Source organism: Cryobacterium frigoriphilum, assembly GCF_004403305.1.
GTDB classification, from domain to species: Bacteria; Actinomycetota; Actinomycetes; order Actinomycetales; family Microbacteriaceae; genus Cryobacterium; species Cryobacterium frigoriphilum.
This window is the reverse complement of the sequence record NZ_SOHE01000041.1, coordinates 18,685-35,301: the sequence shown is the minus strand read 5'-3', so window position 1 is coordinate 35,301 and position 16,617 is coordinate 18,685. Positions and strand designations below refer to the sequence as shown.

Below are 16,617 nucleotides of genomic sequence, written 5' to 3'. Positions count from 1 at the left end.
CCGGCCCGCAGCATCCGTCGCCTGAATCGGTGGCGGGTTAGGGCAGCTGGTGCCCGGCGGCGGTGAAGAGGCGGTACCACTCGGGGCGGGTGAGCGGGATGTCGGAGCCGGCGGCGGAATCGAGCAGATGGGACACGTTCGTGGTGCCGAGCACGACCTGGATGTGGGCCGGGTGGCGGGTGATCCAGGCCACGGCGATGGCGGCGGGGGTCACAGCGTAGGCGGTGGCGATCTCGTCGAGCGCGGTGTTGAGTTCGGGGTACCCGGCCCGGTCGCCCAAGAAAACCCCATCGAAGAAGCCCTTCTGAAACGGGGACCAGGCCTGCAGGGTGATGTCATTGAGGCGGCAGTAGTCGAGAATGCCGTTGTCGCGGTCAGCGGACTGATCGAGGCCGGCCATGTTCGCCGCGACGCCGGCAGCGATGAGCGGCGCGTGAGTGATGCTGAGTTGCACCTGATTGACAATCAGCGGCTGGTTCACGCTGCGCTTGAGCAGCTCGATCTGGCCGGGGGTCTGGTTGGAGACGCCGAAGTTCAGCACCTTGCCCGAGCTGTGCAACGTGTCAAAGGCTTCGGCGACCTCTTCGGGTTCGACGAGGGTGTCGGGGCGGTGCAGCAACAGCAGGTCGAGGTACTCCGTGTTCAGGGCGGCGAGCGACTCGTCGACGGACCGCAGGATGTGTTCCGCCGAGAAGTCCCAGAATCCCGGACGGATGCCGACCTTCGACTGGATCGTGACGTTCGCCCGTTCCGCGGCCGAGAAGGTGACCGCGTCGCCGAAGCGCTGCTCACACTCGTGGGGGTGGCTGCCGTAGATGTCGGCGTGGTCGAAGTGCGTGATGCCGGCGTCGCGCGCGGCACCGACGAGCGAGCGAATCTGCTCGTCGTCCAACGGGACGATGCGCATCAGCCCCATGATGATGTTGGAGACTTCGAGGTTCGTATTGCGCAACGTCATTGTTTTCATGCTTCCAGTCTGCCTGACGAGTCTGGATGACCGGACTACAGCTCTAGGCGACGCGCACGTCGATCTCGCCCACATCCGCGCCGTCGGCACCGAAGACCAGGTAACGGTTGGCGATCTTGTCGCTGAAGAACCGGTCGTGGCTGACCACGATCACGGCGCCGGGAAAATGTACGAGGGCGCGTTCCATGACCTGGGTGCTCGACATGTCGAGGTGGTTGGTGGGCTCGTCGAGCAGCAGCACGGAGGCACCGGAGAGCAGGCACTGGGCCATCGCGACGCGGGCGCGCTGCCCGCCGGAGAGGTTGCCGATCTTCTGCTTGAGATCGGCCTCGCTGAACTGGAACATGGTCAGGAACCGGTTCACCGACTTGCGGGTCGAGGTCAGCGCGAGGCTGCCCGGCATCGCGTTCACCGCGTGGCTCACGGTGTCGGCCTCGTCGAGCTCGTCGAGCACCTGGTTGTACGACACGACGGCGGCACCGGATGCCCACGCTACGTCCCCGGCATCGGCCTTCTCTTCGCCGGTCAGTACGCGCAGCAGCGAGGTCTTGCCGCTGCCGTTCGGGCCGAGCACGACGATGCGGTTGCCGCGGCGCACCTCGAACGTGAGGTCTTCGAAGAGCAGCTTGTCGCCGTAACTCTTGGCCAGTCCCTCGACCCGGCAGAGCACGTCTTTCACGTGCAGGCCACCGTAGATGTCGGTGATGATCGTGTCGACCGGCCGCGGGGTGCGGCTCTTCTTGATGTGCGCGAGTTGGTTGCCGAGCTGGCGACTTTCGGCCTTGGCGGCCTCGCGGCGGTCGGCGATGCCTTCGGCCTCGAAGGCGAGAAGCTCGGACTCGTGCACGAACTGGGCCTCGAGGGTCTTGAGCCGAAACTGCTTCTGTACGATGTACTCGCCGAAGTTGCCGGGATACTCGTGCAGGTGAAAGTTTTCGACCTCGATGATGCGGGTGACCACGGCGTCAAGAAACTTGCGGTCGTGCGACACCACGATGGCCGCGCCTTTAAAGTCGCGGAACCAGGCCTCGAGCCATTCGACGCCGGCGACGTCGAGAAAGTTGGTGGGCTCATCGAGCAGCAGAATATCGGGGGCCTCGAGAACGATCTTCGCGAGGGCTGCCCGGTTGCGCCATCCGCCGGAGAGATCGTCGATCGCGCACACGCGGTGGGCCTCGTTGAAGCCGAGGGTGCTGAGTGCGGTGTCAATGTGACGCTTGTAGTCCCAGCCGTCCAGCCGGTCCATGTCTTCGAACAGTTCGGACTGGCGGTGAATGAGCGTGTCGAGCGCGGCGCTCGCCGAGGAGTCCGCGGCGATGGCCACGTCGATCGCGGCCAGTTCGGCCTCGACGGCTTTCACTTCGACGAACAGGGCGTCGAGCACCTCGGTGATCGTTGACTGCCCGTTGAGCTCGGAGAACTGCGAGAAGTAGCCGATCTTGACACCCGGCTCGAGGGTGATCGTGCCGGTGTCGGGTGAGACCTGCTCGAGGATGAGCTTGAGTATCGTGGACTTGCCGGAGCCGTTCTTGCCGATCAGGCCGACGCGGTCCTTCGGCTCGAGGCGAAAGAACGCCTCGCGCAGAATCTGGGTGTTCTCAAAACGGATGCTGACGTCGTTCAGCCTGATCAGGCTCATGCTGGTCCTCCCGGGGGTGCCGCGAGGGTGTCGCGAGTCCCAATTCTACCGAGCGTGGCTGGGTGGTGTGCAGGCGGGCGAAAGCGACCGTTTCAAGCAGCAGGTCGAGTCGTTCCTGTTCGGTTTTCGCCTTGCGGGTGTTGACCTCCGCCACGATCTGGCCGGTCCAGTCTGCGACCGCAAGCTGGTGCAAGACGTCGGCGACGGGCTCATTGCCGCGTCCGGGCAGCAGATGCTCGTCGAAGATCTTGCCCTCATCGGACGACCCGGAGCCGTCGCAGAGATGCACGTGTCGCAGTCGCTCGCCGAGCGCGGTTGCCATCTGCAGACTGTCGACACCGCTCAGCGCGGCGTGCGAAAAATCGAGCGTGACCGCGTCGCAGTCCATGGTCGTCGGGTTCCAGCCGGGGGAGTAGGCCTTCAGGGTCTTGGAACCGATCTTCCACGGGAACATGTTCTCGACCGCGATCTCGATTCCGGTGCCGGTACTGATTTCTCTCACGATGTCGAGAAAATTCTCGGCGTAGTCGGTCTGCCAGCGAAACGGCGGATGCACGACGACCGTCGTGGCACCGACATCCGCAGCCAGCTGCGCGCTCTTTTCAAGCTTGACCCGCGGGTCAAGGCCCCAGACGAAGTGGGTGAGCAGCAGGACGGGGGCGTGAATCGACAGGATGGGCAGCGCGAACCGCTCCGACAGGGCCCGCAGGCCGGCGGCATCCTGGGTGCCCTCGTCGCGGGTGACCATGATCTCGAGGCCGTCAAAACCGGCCAGTTTGGCCAGCCGAAAGGCATGCTCGGTCGGGAGCGGGTAGACGCAGGTCGTGCTCATACCGATGCGGATCATTGCGCCGAGCATAGCCGCCGCCGGTAAACGGGCGGCAACCGGCCGGCGACCGATTCGAACCCGACCGATTCGAACCCGACAGATTCGAACCCGACAGATTCAAGCCAAACGATTCAAACCCGAACAGGGGGCTGCGGTATCCTGAGAGTTCAGGGCCTGAGCGCCGCCGCTGCGCCCGGAACGGATCATTCATCTCACTCCCCGCCGAAACCCCAGCCGCCGAAACCCCAGCCGCCGAAACCCCAGCCGCCGCCGCACCTGCGTCCACCGATGGCCTCGACCTCGCCGAGTCGCCGGTGGGTACCTTCTCGCTCGTCGTCGTCTCGAACCGTCTGCCGGTCGACCACGAAGACGGCCCCGAGAATGCCGACGGAACAGCGGCACCGGATGTCTGGCGTACCTCCCCGGGTGGCCTCGTCACCGCGCTCGAACCGCTCATGCGCAGTTCGGGGGGAGCCTGGGTGGGCTGGCCCGGCGTCGCCGACCGCAGCTTTGAGCCCTTTCAGAACGACGGCATCAACATCGTGCCGGTGCGGCTCAGCGCGGCGGAGCTTGAGGAGTACTACGAGGGCTTCTCCAACGACACCCTCTGGCCGCTCTATCACGACGTGATCGCCGCCCCCGCGTTTCACCGCGAAACGTGGGAAGCCTACGTGACCGTGAACCGGCGGTTTGCGGCGGCGGCCGCGGCATCCGCTGCCCTCGGGGCCACGGTCTGGGTGCACGACTACCAGCTGCAGCTCGTGCCGCGCATGCTGCGCGAGGCCCGGCCCGACCTCGTCATCGGCTTCTTCAACCACATTCCGTTTCCGCCATACGGCATTTACGCGCAGCTGCCGTGGCGCAAACAGATTCTGCACGGCCTGCTCGGCGCCGACGTCATCGGTTTTCAGCGGGTAGCGGATGCCGGCAACTTCTCCCGCGCCGTGCGCCGCCTCTTCGGCTACCCGACCCGCGGCGTGGTCATCGATGTGCCCAACGGCGACGACGCCAGCAGCATCGAAGCAGGCAGTACCGGCGCACGCAGTACCGGCGCACGCGGTGCCGGCGCACGCAGTACCGGCGCACGCAGTGCCGGCGCGACCCGTCGCGTGATCGCCAAGCACTTTCCGATCTCGATCGACGCCGCCGCCTATGAGGAGATGGCCCGCCGCCCCGAGATCCAGGCCAGAGCCCGGCAGATTCGCGAAGACCTCGGCAGCCCCAAGACCCTCATGCTCGGCGTCGACCGGCTCGACTACACCAAGGGCATCGGCCACCGCATCAAGGCCTTCGGCGAGCTGCTTGCCGAGAAACGCCTCAGCGTCGAAGACGTCACGCTCGTGCAGGTCGCGAGCCCGAGCCGGGAACGGGTCGAAACCTACAAGGTGCTGCGCGACGAGATCGAACTCGCCGTCGGGCGCCTCAACGGTGACTTCTCCACCATCAGCCACACCGCCATCAGCTACCACCACCACGGCTACCCGCGCGAAGAGATGGTGGCGCTCTACCTGGCCGCCGACGTGATGCTCGTCACCGCCCTGCGCGACGGCATGAACCTGGTCGCCAAAGAGTACGTCGCCGTGCGCTTCGACGGCGACGGCGTGCTCGTACTGAGCGAATTCGCCGGCGCCGCCGACGAGCTCAAGCAGGCGATCCTCATCAACCCGCACGACATCGAGGGCACCAAAGACGCGATCGAACGTGCCGTGGTCATGCCCAAACGCGAACGTACCAGACGGATGCGCGCGCTGCGCAAGAAAGTCTCCGAAAACGATGTCGCCGCCTGGTCGGCATCGTTCCTGCGAACACTCACCGGAGGAGCCGCGGTGCAGGCTGGAATACCCGATGACCTGCGGGTCGCGCTCGGCGAGATGGCCGTCGCCGACACCCTGCTGGTGGCCCTCGACTTCGACGGCACCCTGGCCCCGCACGTCGACCGCCCAGAAGACGCCCGCGCGGTCGATGGCACCCGCGAAGCCGTGCAGCGCCTGCTGGATCTTGACGGAGTGCGCGTCGCCTTCGTCTCGGGCCGTGCGCTCGTGAGCCTGCAGCACGTCGCCGACCCGCAGCAGGACGTGCTGCTGACCGGCTCCCATGGCATCGAGATGCGGCTCGACAGCCCCGATATCGAGCTCAACCTGCTCGCCGACGAACTGGACCAGCTCGACACCCTCGCCCGGGTGCTCGAGGGCATCTCCGGTTCGGTCGCCGGCACCACCATCGAGCGCAAGCCCGCCGGGATGGCCATCCACACCCGACTGGCCAGCCCGCACGACGGTGAACGTGCCCAGCGCGAGGCCCGCGAGCAGCTGAACGATGAGTTGCCGGGTCTCACAGTGCGTGAGGGCAAGAACGTGCTCGAGTTCTCGGTGCGTTCACGCACCAAGGGTGACGCCCTCGACGTGCTTCGCGGCCACACCTCCGCCGACCGGGTTTTCTATGCCGGCGACGACGTGACCGACGAAGACGGCTTCGCCGTGCTGCGCGACCTCGACATCGGCCTGAAGATCGGCCCGGGTCCGTCGCTTGCCGGCTATCGGGTGCGCAGCCCGAAGGAGGTCACTGAGGTGCTGAATCTGCTGGCCGACCTGCGCACCGACCTGCGCAGGTAGGCGCGCTACGGATGTCGCCGAACGTCGCTGGTGAACAAGACGCTGGGTCAGGCGTTCTAGACTCGGGGCATGTCTGAGATCGATCTGAAACCACGCAGCCGGGACGTCACCGATGGCATTGAAGCCACGACTTCTCGAGGGATGCTCCGCGCCGTCGGAATGGGCGACGCCGACTGGGACAAGCCCCAGATCGGTATTGCGAGCTCGTGGAACGAGATCACGCCGTGCAACCTCTCCCTCGACCGCCTCGCGCAGGCGGCGAAGGAGGGTGTGCACTCCGGCGGCGGCTACCCGCTGCAGTTCGGCACCATCTCCGTCTCCGACGGAATCTCGATGGGCCACGAGGGCATGCACTTCTCCCTCGTCTCCCGTGAGGTCATCGCCGACTCCGTCGAGGTCGTCATGCAGGCCGAACGCCTCGATGGCAGCGTGCTGCTGGCTGGCTGCGACAAGTCCCTGCCGGGTATGCTCATGGCCGCCGCGCGTCTCGACCTTGCGAGCGTCTTTCTCTACGCCGGATCGATCGCGCCGGGCTGGGTCAAACTCAGCGACGGCACCGAAAAAGACATCACCATCATCGACTCCTTCGAGGCTGTCGGCGCCGTGAAGGCCGGCCGCATGAGCGAAGCGGATGCCAAGCGCATCGAATGCGCTTTCGCCCCGGGCGAGGGCGCCTGCGGCGGCATGTACACCGCCAACACCATGGCCAGCGTCGCGGAAGCCCTCGGCATGAGCCTGCCCGGCTCGGCGAGCCCGGCATCCGCCGACCGCCGCCGTGACTACTTCGCGCACCGCTCTGGCGAGGCCGTCGTCAACATGCTGCGCCTCGGTATCACCGCGCGCGACATTCTCACCCGCAAGGCCTTCGAGAACGCGATCGCCGTGGCGATGGCGTTCGGCGGCTCGACCAACGTCGTGCTGCACCTGCTCGCGATCGCCCGCGAGGCCGAGGTCGAGCTGAGCCTCGACGACTTCAACCGCATCGGCGACAAGGTTCCGCACATCGGCGACCTCAAGCCCTTCGGCAAATACGTCATGAACGACGTCGACCGTCAGGGTGGCGTGCCCGCCGTCATGCGCGCACTGCTCGAGGCCGGCCTCATTCACGGCGACGCCCTGACCGTGACGGGCAAGACCGTTGCCGAGAACCTCGCCGAGATCGACCCGCCCGCGCTCGACGGCGAGGTGCTGCGCACCCTCGACAACCCGATCCACAAGAGCGGCGGCATCACCATTCTCAAGGGCAGCTTCGCCCCCGAGGGCGCTGTCGTGAAGACCGCCGGATTCGACGCATCCGTCTTCGAAGGACCGGCACGCGTGTTCGAACGCGAACGCGCCGCCATGGACGCCCTGACCGAGGGTGAGATCAAGGCCGGCGACGTCGTGATCATCCGCTACGAGGGCCCGAAGGGCGGGCCCGGCATGCGCGAGATGCTGTCGATCACCGCCGCCATCAAGGGCGCAGGGCTCGGTAAGGATGTACTACTGTTAACGGACGGACGATTCTCAGGCGGCACAACCGGACTGTGTATCGGCCACATAGCACCCGAAGCGGTGGACGCAGGTCCCATCGCCTTCGTGCGCGATGGTGATCTGATACGGGTCGATATCGCAGCTCGCTCGCTCGACCTACTGGTCGCCCCCGATGAGCTCGCCGCCCGCCGCACCGGCTGGGCCCCGCTTGCGCCGCGCTACACCCGCGGCGTTCTCGCCAAGTACGCCAAGCTCGTGCACTCTGCCGCCGAAGGCGCAATCACGGGCTAACTGCTTGAGTAACTTCTCCTCTCGATACCTCCCATCGACAACACCGACGTAGGGATCCTCCTTTCATGAACGCGGAATCTTCAACCGTGCCATTGCCCACCGCCACCCCAGGGGCGCCCGGCGCCGTGCCGACGGCCCCCGTCTCCACCGAGCCCGAGGTGCTCTCGGGCTCGGGCGCGATCATTCGCACGCTCGAACTGCTCGGCGTCACCGACGTCTTCGGCATTCCAGGCGGCGCTGTCATTCCGCTGTATGACGAGCTCATGACGCAGGACAAGATTCGCCACATCCTCGTGCGCCACGAGCAGGGCGCCGGCCACGCCGCCCAGGGTTACGCCTCATCGAGCAATCGGGTCGGCGTCGCCATCGCAACGTCGGGCCCCGGCGCGACGAACCTGGTCACGGCGATCGCGGATGCCTACATGGACTCGGTTCCGCTGCTCTGCATCACCGGCCAGGTCTTCTCCACCCTGATGGGAACGGATGCCTTTCAGGAGGCCGACATCATCGGCATCACGATGCCGATCACCAAGCACTCCTTCCTGTGCAAGCGTGCCGAAGACATTCCGGCGGCCATCGCGGCCGCGCACCACATCGCATCCACCGGCCGCCCCGGACCGGTGCTCGTGGACATCACCAAGGATGCCCAGCAGGCGCTCGCGCCCTTCATCTGGCCGCCCAAGCTCGACCTGCCCGGTTACCGGCCGGTCACCAAGGCCCACGGCAAGCAGGTGCAGGCCGCCGCTCAGCTGCTGGCGACCGCGAAGAAGCCCGTGCTCTATGTCGGTGGCGGCGTCATTCGTGCCCAGGCCTCGGCCGAGCTGCTCGCGCTGGCCGAAGCAACCGGAGCACCCGTCGTGACGACGCTCATGGCTCGCGGCGCGTTCCCCGACTCGCACAAGCAGCACCTCGGCATGCCCGGCATGCACGGCACCGTTCCGGCGGTGCTCGCGCTGCAGGAGAGCGACCTGATCGTGTCGCTCGGCGCCCGCTTCGACGACCGGGTGACGGGCAAGATCAGTCAGTTCGCCCCGCACGCGGCCGTTGTGCACGTCGACGTCGACCCCGCCGAGATCTCCAAGATCCGCAACGCCGACGTGCCGATCGTGGGTGACGCCAAGGAGGTCATCGCCGACCTCACGATCGCCTTCGCCGATGCTCTCGGCACCGACTCGGTCGACACGGACGACTGGTGGACCTACCTGAACGGCCTGCAGGAGGAGTTTCCGCTTGGCTTCAGCGAACCGGCCGACGGCCTGCTCGCTCCGCAGTACGTGATCCAGCGCATCGGCGAACTCACCGGTCCCGAGGCCGTGTACGCGGCCGGGGTCGGGCAACACCAGATGTGGGCCGCTCAGTACATCAAGTACGAACGCCCGAACGCCTGGCTGAACTCCGGCGGCGCCGGCACCATGGGCTACGCGGTTCCCGCGGCCATGGGTGCCAAGGTCGCGCAGCCCGACCGCGTCGTCTGGGCGATCGACGGCGACGGATGCTTCCAGATGACCAACCAGGAACTGGCCACCTGCACGATCAACAAGATCCCGATCAAGGTCGCGATCATCAACAACTCCTCGCTCGGCATGGTGCGCCAGTGGCAGTCCCTGTTCTACGACGGACGCCACTCCTTCACCGACCTGGAGACCGGTCACGGCACCGCGATGGTGCCCGACTTCGTGAAGCTCGCCGACGCGTATGGCGCGCTGGGTATCCGCGTGACGAGTGCGGATCAGGTCGACGATGCCATCAAGCTCGCCCTCGCGACGAACGATCGCCCCGTGGTGATCGACTTCATCGTGAGCCGCGACGCGATGGTCTGGCCGATGGTGCCGCAGGGCGTCAGCAACAGCTATGTGCAGTACGCGAAAGACCACGCACCGACCTGGGGAGAAGAATAACCGTGACGACGCACGTACTGAGCCTGCTTGTCGAAGACAAGCCGGGCCTCTTGACCCGTGTCGCCGGGCTCTTCGCCCGCCGGGGTTTCAACATCGAGAGCCTCGCCGTGGGCCACAGCGAAATTCCCGGCCTGTCGCGCATCACGATTCAGGTCGACGTCGAAGACGTGCCCCTCGAGCAGGTGACGAAGCAGCTCAACAAGCTGATCAACGTCATCAAGGTCGTCGAGCTCGACTTCTCGCAGTCGGTGCAGCGCGAACACCTGCTCGTGAAGGTGCGCACCGACAACGCGACCCGCTCACAGGTTCTCGAAGCCGTCACCCTGTTTCGCGCACGCGTTGTCGACGTGGCGACGGATGCCGTGGTCATCGAGGTCACCGGCGACAGCGGCAAGACCCAGGCCCTGCTGCGGGTGCTCGAACCGTACGGCATCAAGGAGCTGGCGCAGTCGGGCCTGCTCGCGATCGGCCGCGGTTCGAAATCGATCACCGAACGCGTTTTTAAGAACTGACTTCCAACACACTGACTTTCAACAAATAAGGAGCAATAACATTGTCTGAGATTTACTACGACAAAGACGCCGACCTGTCGATCATCCAGGGCAAGAAGGTTGCCGTCATCGGCTACGGCTCGCAGGGCCACGCCCACGCGCAGAACCTGCGCGACTCGGGTGTCGAGGTCAAGATCGGCCTGAAGGCCGGCTCAAAGTCGACGCCTAAGGCCGAAGAAGCCGGCTTCACGGTTCTCTCGACCGCCGAGGCCGCAGCCTGGGCCGACGTCATCGTCATCCTCGCGCCCGACCAGGTGCAGCGTCACCTCTACAAGGACGACGTTCTGCCGAACCTTAGCGCGGGCAAGGCCCTCGTCTTCGGACACGGTTTCAACATCCGCTTCGGCTACATCACGGCGCCCGAGGGCGTCGACGTGGTCATGGTCGCGCCCAAGGGACCGGGCCACACCGTGCGGCGCGAGTTCGAAGCCGGCCGTGGCGTTCCCGTCATCGTGGCCGTCGAGAAGGACGCCTCCGGAAACGCCTGGCCCCTCACGCTCAGCTACGCCAAGGCGATCGGTGGCCTGCGTGCCGCCGGCATCAAGACCACCTTCACCGAAGAGACCGAGACCGACCTCTTCGGCGAGCAGGCCGTGCTCTGCGGTGGCACCTCGCAGCTGATCCAGTACGGCTTCGAGGTTCTCACCGAGGCCGGCTACCAGCCGCAGGTCGCCTACTTCGAGGTGCTGCACGAGCTCAAGCTCATCGTCGACCTGATGTGGGAGGGTGGCATCGCCAAGCAGCGGTGGAGCGTCTCCGACACCGCCGAGTACGGCGACTACGTCTCCGGCCCCCGCGTCATCGACCCGAGCGTCAAGGAGAACATGAAGGCCGTTCTCGCCGACATCCAGAGCGGCGCGTTCGCCGAGCGTTTCATCGCCGACCAGGACAACGGCGGCGTGGAGTTTCTCGCCCTGCGCAAGAAGGGCGAAGAGCACCCGATCGAGGCCACCGGCCGCAGCCTGCGCAAGCTCTTCGCGTGGAACGCGTCCAACGACGACGACTACACCGACGGCTCGGTCTCGCGCTAGCCTCGGCTTGCCGTTAGTCAGGCCAGCTTGACGCAATCCCGCCCGCAACCCGCCGGGAGCCCACCTCACCGTGGTCTCCCGGCCGACAGCGGGCGGGTGTGCGCGTTAATCGCCATGATCGGCGTGGTCGTCTATGTGGCCGTGGACGTCGTGCTGCAGTTTCTGCCGCCGTACTACAGCCCGATCAGCGAGGCCGAGAGTAATCTCGCGGTCGGCCCGTTCGGCTGGATCATGAACCTCAATTTTCTCGGCCGCGCCCTCACCTCGTTTGCTCTTGTCGGCGCGCTGATGGCCGTGGCGTGGGCGGGCCGCGTCGAGAACCGCCTCCGGGTGCCCGGACTGCTGGTTCCGGGCCTCGCGTTGCTCACCGTCGGCGGCATCTGCTCGGCGGTTCTCGCATTCTTTCCGACCGACGTGGCGGCAGCGGGGCAGAGCGTGGTCGCGGCATCCGTCGCCGGCACCGTGCACCTGGTCGTCGCGACGCTCGGCTTCGCGGCGGTCCTCGCCGCGATCGTGCTGCTCACGCTCTGGGTCTCACTCAGCGGATGTCTTGCCACGGCCCGGCGCTCGGCCCTCGTTTTCACCGTGCTCGCCGTCGTCGGCGTCGCGTTTCTCGCCCTCACCGTGACTACCGTGCCGTCAGTGCTCGGCCTCGCGGAGCGCCTCTGCCTGCTCGGAATTCTCGGCTGGACCTATGTGGTGGCCCGCGGCATCCGTCGCCTGTCGTAGTCACGTCAATCGCCGGCCGCGGCACGCATCGGTCAATTCGCCGAATATTTCGTCGTGCCCGTATCCGTCGCGCGCAGACGGTCGTACCGTGGTCGGCGAGAAGCTCGCGGTGATGAGCGACGAGCGAAACACGACGGATAAGAAACACCACGGATAAACAGCGCGGAGGTGTATGTCATGCACGATTGGGCAGCAGACGGGTATACCGAAGCCGTCGCAGAGCTGCGGAGGGCAGTCGCCGGCCGGGTGATCCTTCCGGGCGACCCGGGCTACGAGCAGGCGAGACGGGTCTGGAACGGCATGATAGACCGCCGCCCGGCACTGATCGTGAGGGCCGTCCATGTCGACGACATCCCCGCGGCCCTGCGCTTCGCCCGCGACCGACACCTGCCGCTGGCGATTCGCGGCGGCGGGCATAATGTGGCCGGCAACGGCACCGTCGACGATGGACTCGTGCTCGACCTCGCCGCCCTGAACCGGGTGCAGGTGCTGCCGGGCGACCAAACGGTTCGGGTGCAGGCCGGAGCCACCCTTGGCAACATCGACGCGGCCACCGAACCGTTCGGCCTGTGTGTGCCGAGCGGCGTGGTCAGTGGCACCGGTATCGCCGGCCTGACACTGGGCGGCGGCGTGGGCTGGTTGACCCGGGCTCACGGGCTCACCGTCGACAGCCTGCTCGAGGCCGAAGTGATCACCGTGGCAGGGCAGACCGTTCGGGCCAGTGCGACCGAGAACCCCGAACTGTTCTGGGGACTGCGCGGTGGCGGCGGCAACTTCGGTGTGGTCACGTCGTTCACTTTCCGGGCGCATCCGCTACCGCCGGAGGTGTTTTCGGGCAATTTCGTCTACGACCAGCCGCACTGGGTCGAGGCCCTGCGGGCCTACGCCGACTGGACGCGAGGGCTTCCCGATGCGTTGACGTCGATCATCTCGTTTCTGGTGCCGCCGCCCGACTGGGAACTCGGTGACGAACCGCGGATGTTCGTTGGTTTCGCCTGGGCGACGAAGTATCTGCAGGAGGGCGCCCATGCCCTCGACGAACTGCGCAGGGCGGCGCCCCCCGATGAGGAGATCGTCGAACCGGTGAAGTGGACCACCTGGCAGTCGGCGGTTGACGATGCCTTCCCGAAGGGGGCGCGCGCATACTGGAAGAACACCTCCTTCGACCACCTCGACGACGCCGTGATCGATCTGCTCGTGCGGCGCGGCACCGAACAGACCTGGCGAGGTACCGGCTTTGACGTGCACCACCTCGGAGGGGCCTTCGGTCGGGTTGCCGAGTCGGCCACGGCGTTTCCGAGCCGTGCCGCGCAGTTCTGGCTCAACATCTACGGTTTCTGGAACGATGCGCACGACGACGCGGCGCGCATCCGCTTCGTGCGAGACTTCGCGGCGGACATGGCGCCGCACTCCTCGGGCGGCACATACGTGAATTTCATGGGTGATGAGCGCGGGGTGGAGAACGGAGATGAGAACGGTCAGGACGCTCGCGACCAGGCGATTGCCGTCTACGGTCAGCGAAAGTTTGAGCGCTTGAGCGCGCTGAAACGACAGTACGACCCCGAGAATCTGCTGCGGCGCAACCACAACATTCCGCCGGCCTCGACCGTCACGACGTGAGCGAGTACCCCATCGCGTAGGATTAGCCCCTGTTGGGGCTAGAACGCCTCTCTCTATCGGTCCTGTGCCCGGATGCACAGCTTTGCCACACTGCAGCGAGGGTTATAGACGCCCTGCCGCACGCTGGGGGGCCATTCGCTCGCAATGGTGCAGCAGGTGACACATGACGAAAGACCTCTCTGACGGTCTCATTCCGCCCACGGTCGGATCGGGAGCCGTGGCCGACGAGGGACCAGCCCCCAAGTACAAGATCATCGGGCCCGGCCTGGTGGTCGCGGCGACCGGCGTGGGTGCGGCCGACATGGTCGCGACCCTGGTCGCCGGTTCCCGGTATGGTTACGCCCTGCTCTGGGCCGTGATTCTCGGGGTGATTCTGAAGATTGTGCTCGTCGAGGGCGCCGGCCGCTACACGCTCGCGACCGGCAAGACCATCTTCGAGGGCTGGCGCTCGCTCGGCAAATGGACCACCTGGTACTTCGGCCCATACATCATGCTGTGGGGCTTCGTCTATGGCGCAACCGCTATGTCGTCGGCCGCGCTGCCCCTGGCCGCGCTGTTCCCGGCGCTGCCGCTGCCGGTCTGGGCAGTGCTGATGGGCCTCGCCGGACTGGTCATGGTGTGGTTTGGCCGCTACGACGTGTTCGAGAAGATCACCGCGGGGCTCGTCGCGCTCATGTTCGTGACCGTCGTGGGCCTTGCCGTCATCGCCCGGCCGGACTTCGGGGCGATGGCTGCCGGCCTCGTGCCGCTCATTCCGGAGGGTGGCGTGCTCTACACCCTCGCCCTGGCCGGCGGTGTCGGCGGCACCATCACCCTCGCGGCCTACGGCTATTGGCTGCGGGAGAAGGGCTGGTCGACACCGCGCTGGATGCGGGTGATGCGCATCGACAACCGCATGGCCTACGTGATGACCGGCATCTTCGTGATCGCCATGCTCATCGTGGGCGCGGAGGTCGTCAGTGCCGCCGGAGTCACGCTGGCGGCCGGCGACAAGGGTCTCGTCGACCTCTCCACGGTGCTCAACGAGAAGTACGGCGTGGTCGTGGGAACCGGATTTCTGGTGGGCTTCTGGGCGGCATCCTTCTCGTCGATCATCGGCGTCTGGAACGGCGTGAGCCTCATGTTCGCCGACTTCTGGGGCAATATGCGCGGCAAGCACTCCGGCCACCCCGACACCCGCGTCGGCGGCAAGTACTTCAAGTTCTACCTGCTGTGGCTGACTTTTCCGCCCATGATTCTGCTGCTGCTCGGGCAGCCGATCGGCCTGATCCTGGCCTACGGCATCCTCGGATCGCTGTTCATGCCGTTTCTGGCGATCACCCTGCTGGGGCTGCTGAACCGGTCCCACATTCCGCGCGAGTGGCGCAACCGCTGGTGGACCAACACGGCCCTGGGCATCTGCGCGCTGCTGTTCATCGTGCTCGGCGTGCAGCAGCTCGTGACGGTGGTGGCCCCGCTCTTTCAGTAGGGGTGTTTTCTGCCGCGTTCGCTACTGATTCTCGCCGGGGGAGCCGTGGGTAGCCAGGGTCGCAGGCGCGTGCGCCGCGGCATCCGTTTCGGGGTCAGAGACGATCGTCTGGGCACCGAAGAAGCCGGTGAGCAGCAGGATCAGAGCGGTGCAGGAGAAGATTCCATCAAGGATTCCGGCGGGAAGCAGAAAGATCATCAATGCCATGGTGACGACGCAATTGATGATCGAGAGGGCAAGTCCCCACATCCGGTTGCGCAGCACGCCGATGGCGCCGAACAGCCGAACGGCGCCGAACACGCCGCTCATCACCATCATCAGATAGAGGTTGTCCTGCAGGTACGGAACGATGAACGAGAAATGCTCTGAAATCTGGTCCTGCTGCACGCCGAGAGCCAGCAGAGGGATGACGCCGACGAAGACGGCAAATTCCATCACACCCCCCTGCACGATCAGCAGGATGGCGGCCACCTTGTAGCTCTTCTTCACTGGTTCCCCCGATCTGAGGTGCGCGTTCGCGCCCTCAGCCATTACCGCGCCCGAAACGGGTGTGCGCTACACCCGTTACCGTAGCGTGTACCGAGACCGGGCGCGCTCACGCTCAAGCCAGGGGCCGTCACTGCCGGGATCCTCGACAATCCGGGATAATCTGGGGTCATGAATGCCAAACCGGATGACGATGCACTGAGCTGGGCCGGTGAGAACGACCCGACCCTCGCGGCGGGGGATGCCTCCACCCGTCCCGAGCTGGCCGACGGCTGGTCCACACCCGGCACGAGTACCGGCACCACTCCGGATGGCTTTCACGATGATTCTGCCGAAACCTCTGAGCCGGCGGCCGCGCAGGTCGCCAGCGCCGGGGCATCCGCGACGCTCGTCATCATGGGAATCCTCGCCGGCGTCTATCTGCTCTACACGATCGGCTGGTTCATCGGCGTGAACCGCATCACGAATCCGATCGACGATCCTGTCTCGGAGTTCATGTTCTCGCTCGGCGCTTGGCTCGCCGTGGCCGCTCCCATGGTCTGGTTCGGCGTGACGTACTGGCTCACCACGAGCCGCCCGCGCACCCGGCTGGCCTGGCTGGTGCTCGGTGTGGTGCTGCTGGCTCCGATTCCCTTTATCTTCGGAAGCGGAGCAGCAGCATGAGCGACACGGCCGCCACCGTCAAGACGGATGCCCCGCGCCGGGCCCCGCTCTGGCTCACCGTCACGGTGGCTATCGTCTTCGGCTTGTTCTACGCCTACGACCTCTGGGAGGCCGTCGGCAATCTGGTCGGCCTCAACATCGCCGCCGGAGACCTCGACACGAGCCTGGGCGGCTCGGGCTGGGCCGTACTGATCATCGGGGTGTTGATTCCCGTCGTGGTGTACGGGGTCGTGTTCTGGCTCGGCCGGCGCCGCGCCGTGGGCGTGCAGGCCCTCATGTACATCACCGGACTGTGCCTGGTCGCCGTGCTCTCGCTCGACATGTACGTCATGTTCAGCCTGGGCAACCTGATCGTCTAGC

The 16,617-nt window shown here is 66.0% G+C and carries 14 protein-coding genes and 1 pseudogene; 11 read left to right on the top strand and 4 right to left on the bottom strand.

The genetic code is table 11. The features are described 5' to 3' along the window. Nucleotides 1-37 precede the first annotated feature (37 nt). The 3 genes from E3T55_RS08670 to E3T55_RS08660 are packed head-to-tail and all read right to left on the bottom strand — an operon-like array spanning nt 38 to nt 3,453. Nucleotides 38-967 (bottom strand): aldo/keto reductase, encoded by a 930-nt coding sequence (locus E3T55_RS08670; protein WP_134519172.1) that lies wholly within the window; start codon nt 965-967, stop codon nt 38-40. A 43-nt stretch (nt 968-1,010) separates the two neighbouring features. Then, a complete protein-coding gene (locus E3T55_RS08665; protein ID WP_134519171.1) occupies nt 1,011-2,606 on the bottom strand; it encodes an ABC-F family ATP-binding cassette domain-containing protein in 1,596 nt (531 codons plus the stop codon). After that, nucleotides 2,566-3,453 (bottom strand): sugar phosphate isomerase/epimerase family protein, encoded by an 888-nt coding sequence (locus tag E3T55_RS08660; RefSeq protein WP_134519170.1) that lies wholly within the window; start codon nt 3,451-3,453, stop codon nt 2,566-2,568. Before E3T55_RS08660 ends, E3T55_RS08665 begins: the two co-directional genes overlap by 41 nt. Before the next feature lie 191 nt (nt 3,454-3,644). Here E3T55_RS08660 and E3T55_RS20750 point away from each other — a divergent pair. The 9 genes and pseudogenes from E3T55_RS20750 to E3T55_RS08620 all read left to right on the top strand — a co-directional run. Then, nucleotides 3,645-5,246, top strand: a pseudogene (locus E3T55_RS20750) (alpha,alpha-trehalose-phosphate synthase (UDP-forming)); the annotation flags it as partial. A 60-nt stretch (nt 5,247-5,306) separates the two neighbouring features. Next, nucleotides 5,307-6,047, top strand: a complete 741-nt coding sequence (gene otsB / locus E3T55_RS20745) for a trehalose-phosphatase (RefSeq protein WP_241992982.1) — start codon at nt 5,307-5,309, stop codon at nt 6,045-6,047. Between the two features lie 69 nt (nt 6,048-6,116). Continuing rightward, nucleotides 6,117-7,811: a dihydroxy-acid dehydratase gene (gene ilvD / locus E3T55_RS08650; RefSeq protein ID WP_134519168.1), complete on the top strand. Its 1,695-nt coding sequence runs from the start codon at nt 6,117-6,119 to the stop codon at nt 7,809-7,811. Nucleotides 7,812-7,876: 65 nt separating this feature from the next. Further along, nucleotides 7,877-9,709 carry an acetolactate synthase large subunit gene (locus tag E3T55_RS08645; protein ID WP_134519167.1) on the top strand — a complete coding sequence of 611 codons (1,833 nt, stop codon included), beginning with the start codon at nt 7,877-7,879 and terminating at the stop codon, nt 9,707-9,709. 2 nt (nt 9,710-9,711) lie between these two features. Continuing rightward, nucleotides 9,712-10,221, top strand: coding sequence for an acetolactate synthase small subunit (gene ilvN, locus E3T55_RS08640; protein ID WP_166791724.1), 510 nt, complete (start codon nt 9,712-9,714; stop codon nt 10,219-10,221). A gap of 41 nt (nt 10,222-10,262) precedes the next feature. Then, entirely contained in the window at nt 10,263-11,291 is a 1,029-nt protein-coding gene (gene ilvC, locus E3T55_RS08635; RefSeq protein ID WP_134519166.1) for a ketol-acid reductoisomerase, read from the top strand. A gap of 96 nt (nt 11,292-11,387) precedes the next feature. Next, nucleotides 11,388-12,020, top strand: a complete 633-nt coding sequence (locus E3T55_RS08630; protein ID WP_134519165.1) for a DUF998 domain-containing protein — start codon at nt 11,388-11,390, stop codon at nt 12,018-12,020. Nucleotides 12,021-12,197: 177 nt separating this feature from the next. Further along, the gene (locus E3T55_RS08625) at nt 12,198-13,640 is read left to right on the top strand and encodes an FAD-binding oxidoreductase (RefSeq protein WP_134519164.1); all 1,443 of its coding nucleotides are present in this window, start codon (nt 12,198-12,200) and stop codon (nt 13,638-13,640) included. Nucleotides 13,641-13,803: 163 nt separating this feature from the next. Further along, on the top strand, nt 13,804-15,108 hold the full coding sequence (locus E3T55_RS08620) for an Nramp family divalent metal transporter (protein ID WP_134519163.1): 1,305 nt from the start codon (nt 13,804-13,806) through the stop codon (nt 15,106-15,108). Between the two features lie 21 nt (nt 15,109-15,129). Here E3T55_RS08620 and E3T55_RS08615 read toward each other — a convergent pair whose 3' ends face one another. After that, the gene (locus tag E3T55_RS08615) at nt 15,130-15,597 is read right to left on the bottom strand and encodes a hypothetical protein (protein ID WP_134519162.1); all 468 of its coding nucleotides are present in this window, start codon (nt 15,595-15,597) and stop codon (nt 15,130-15,132) included. Nucleotides 15,598-15,765: 168 nt separating this feature from the next. Here E3T55_RS08615 and E3T55_RS08610 point away from each other — a divergent pair, with 168 nt between their 5' ends. Both E3T55_RS08610 and E3T55_RS08605 read left to right on the top strand, forming a co-directional pair. Next, nucleotides 15,766-16,257: a DNA polymerase III subunit gamma/tau gene (locus tag E3T55_RS08610; RefSeq protein WP_134519161.1), complete on the top strand. Its 492-nt coding sequence runs from the start codon at nt 15,766-15,768 to the stop codon at nt 16,255-16,257. Continuing rightward, nucleotides 16,254-16,616, top strand: a complete 363-nt coding sequence (locus E3T55_RS08605) for a bacitracin resistance protein (RefSeq protein ID WP_134519160.1) — start codon at nt 16,254-16,256, stop codon at nt 16,614-16,616. Before E3T55_RS08610 ends, E3T55_RS08605 begins: the two co-directional genes overlap by 4 nt. The last annotated feature ends 1 nt before the right edge of the window (nt 16,617 follow it).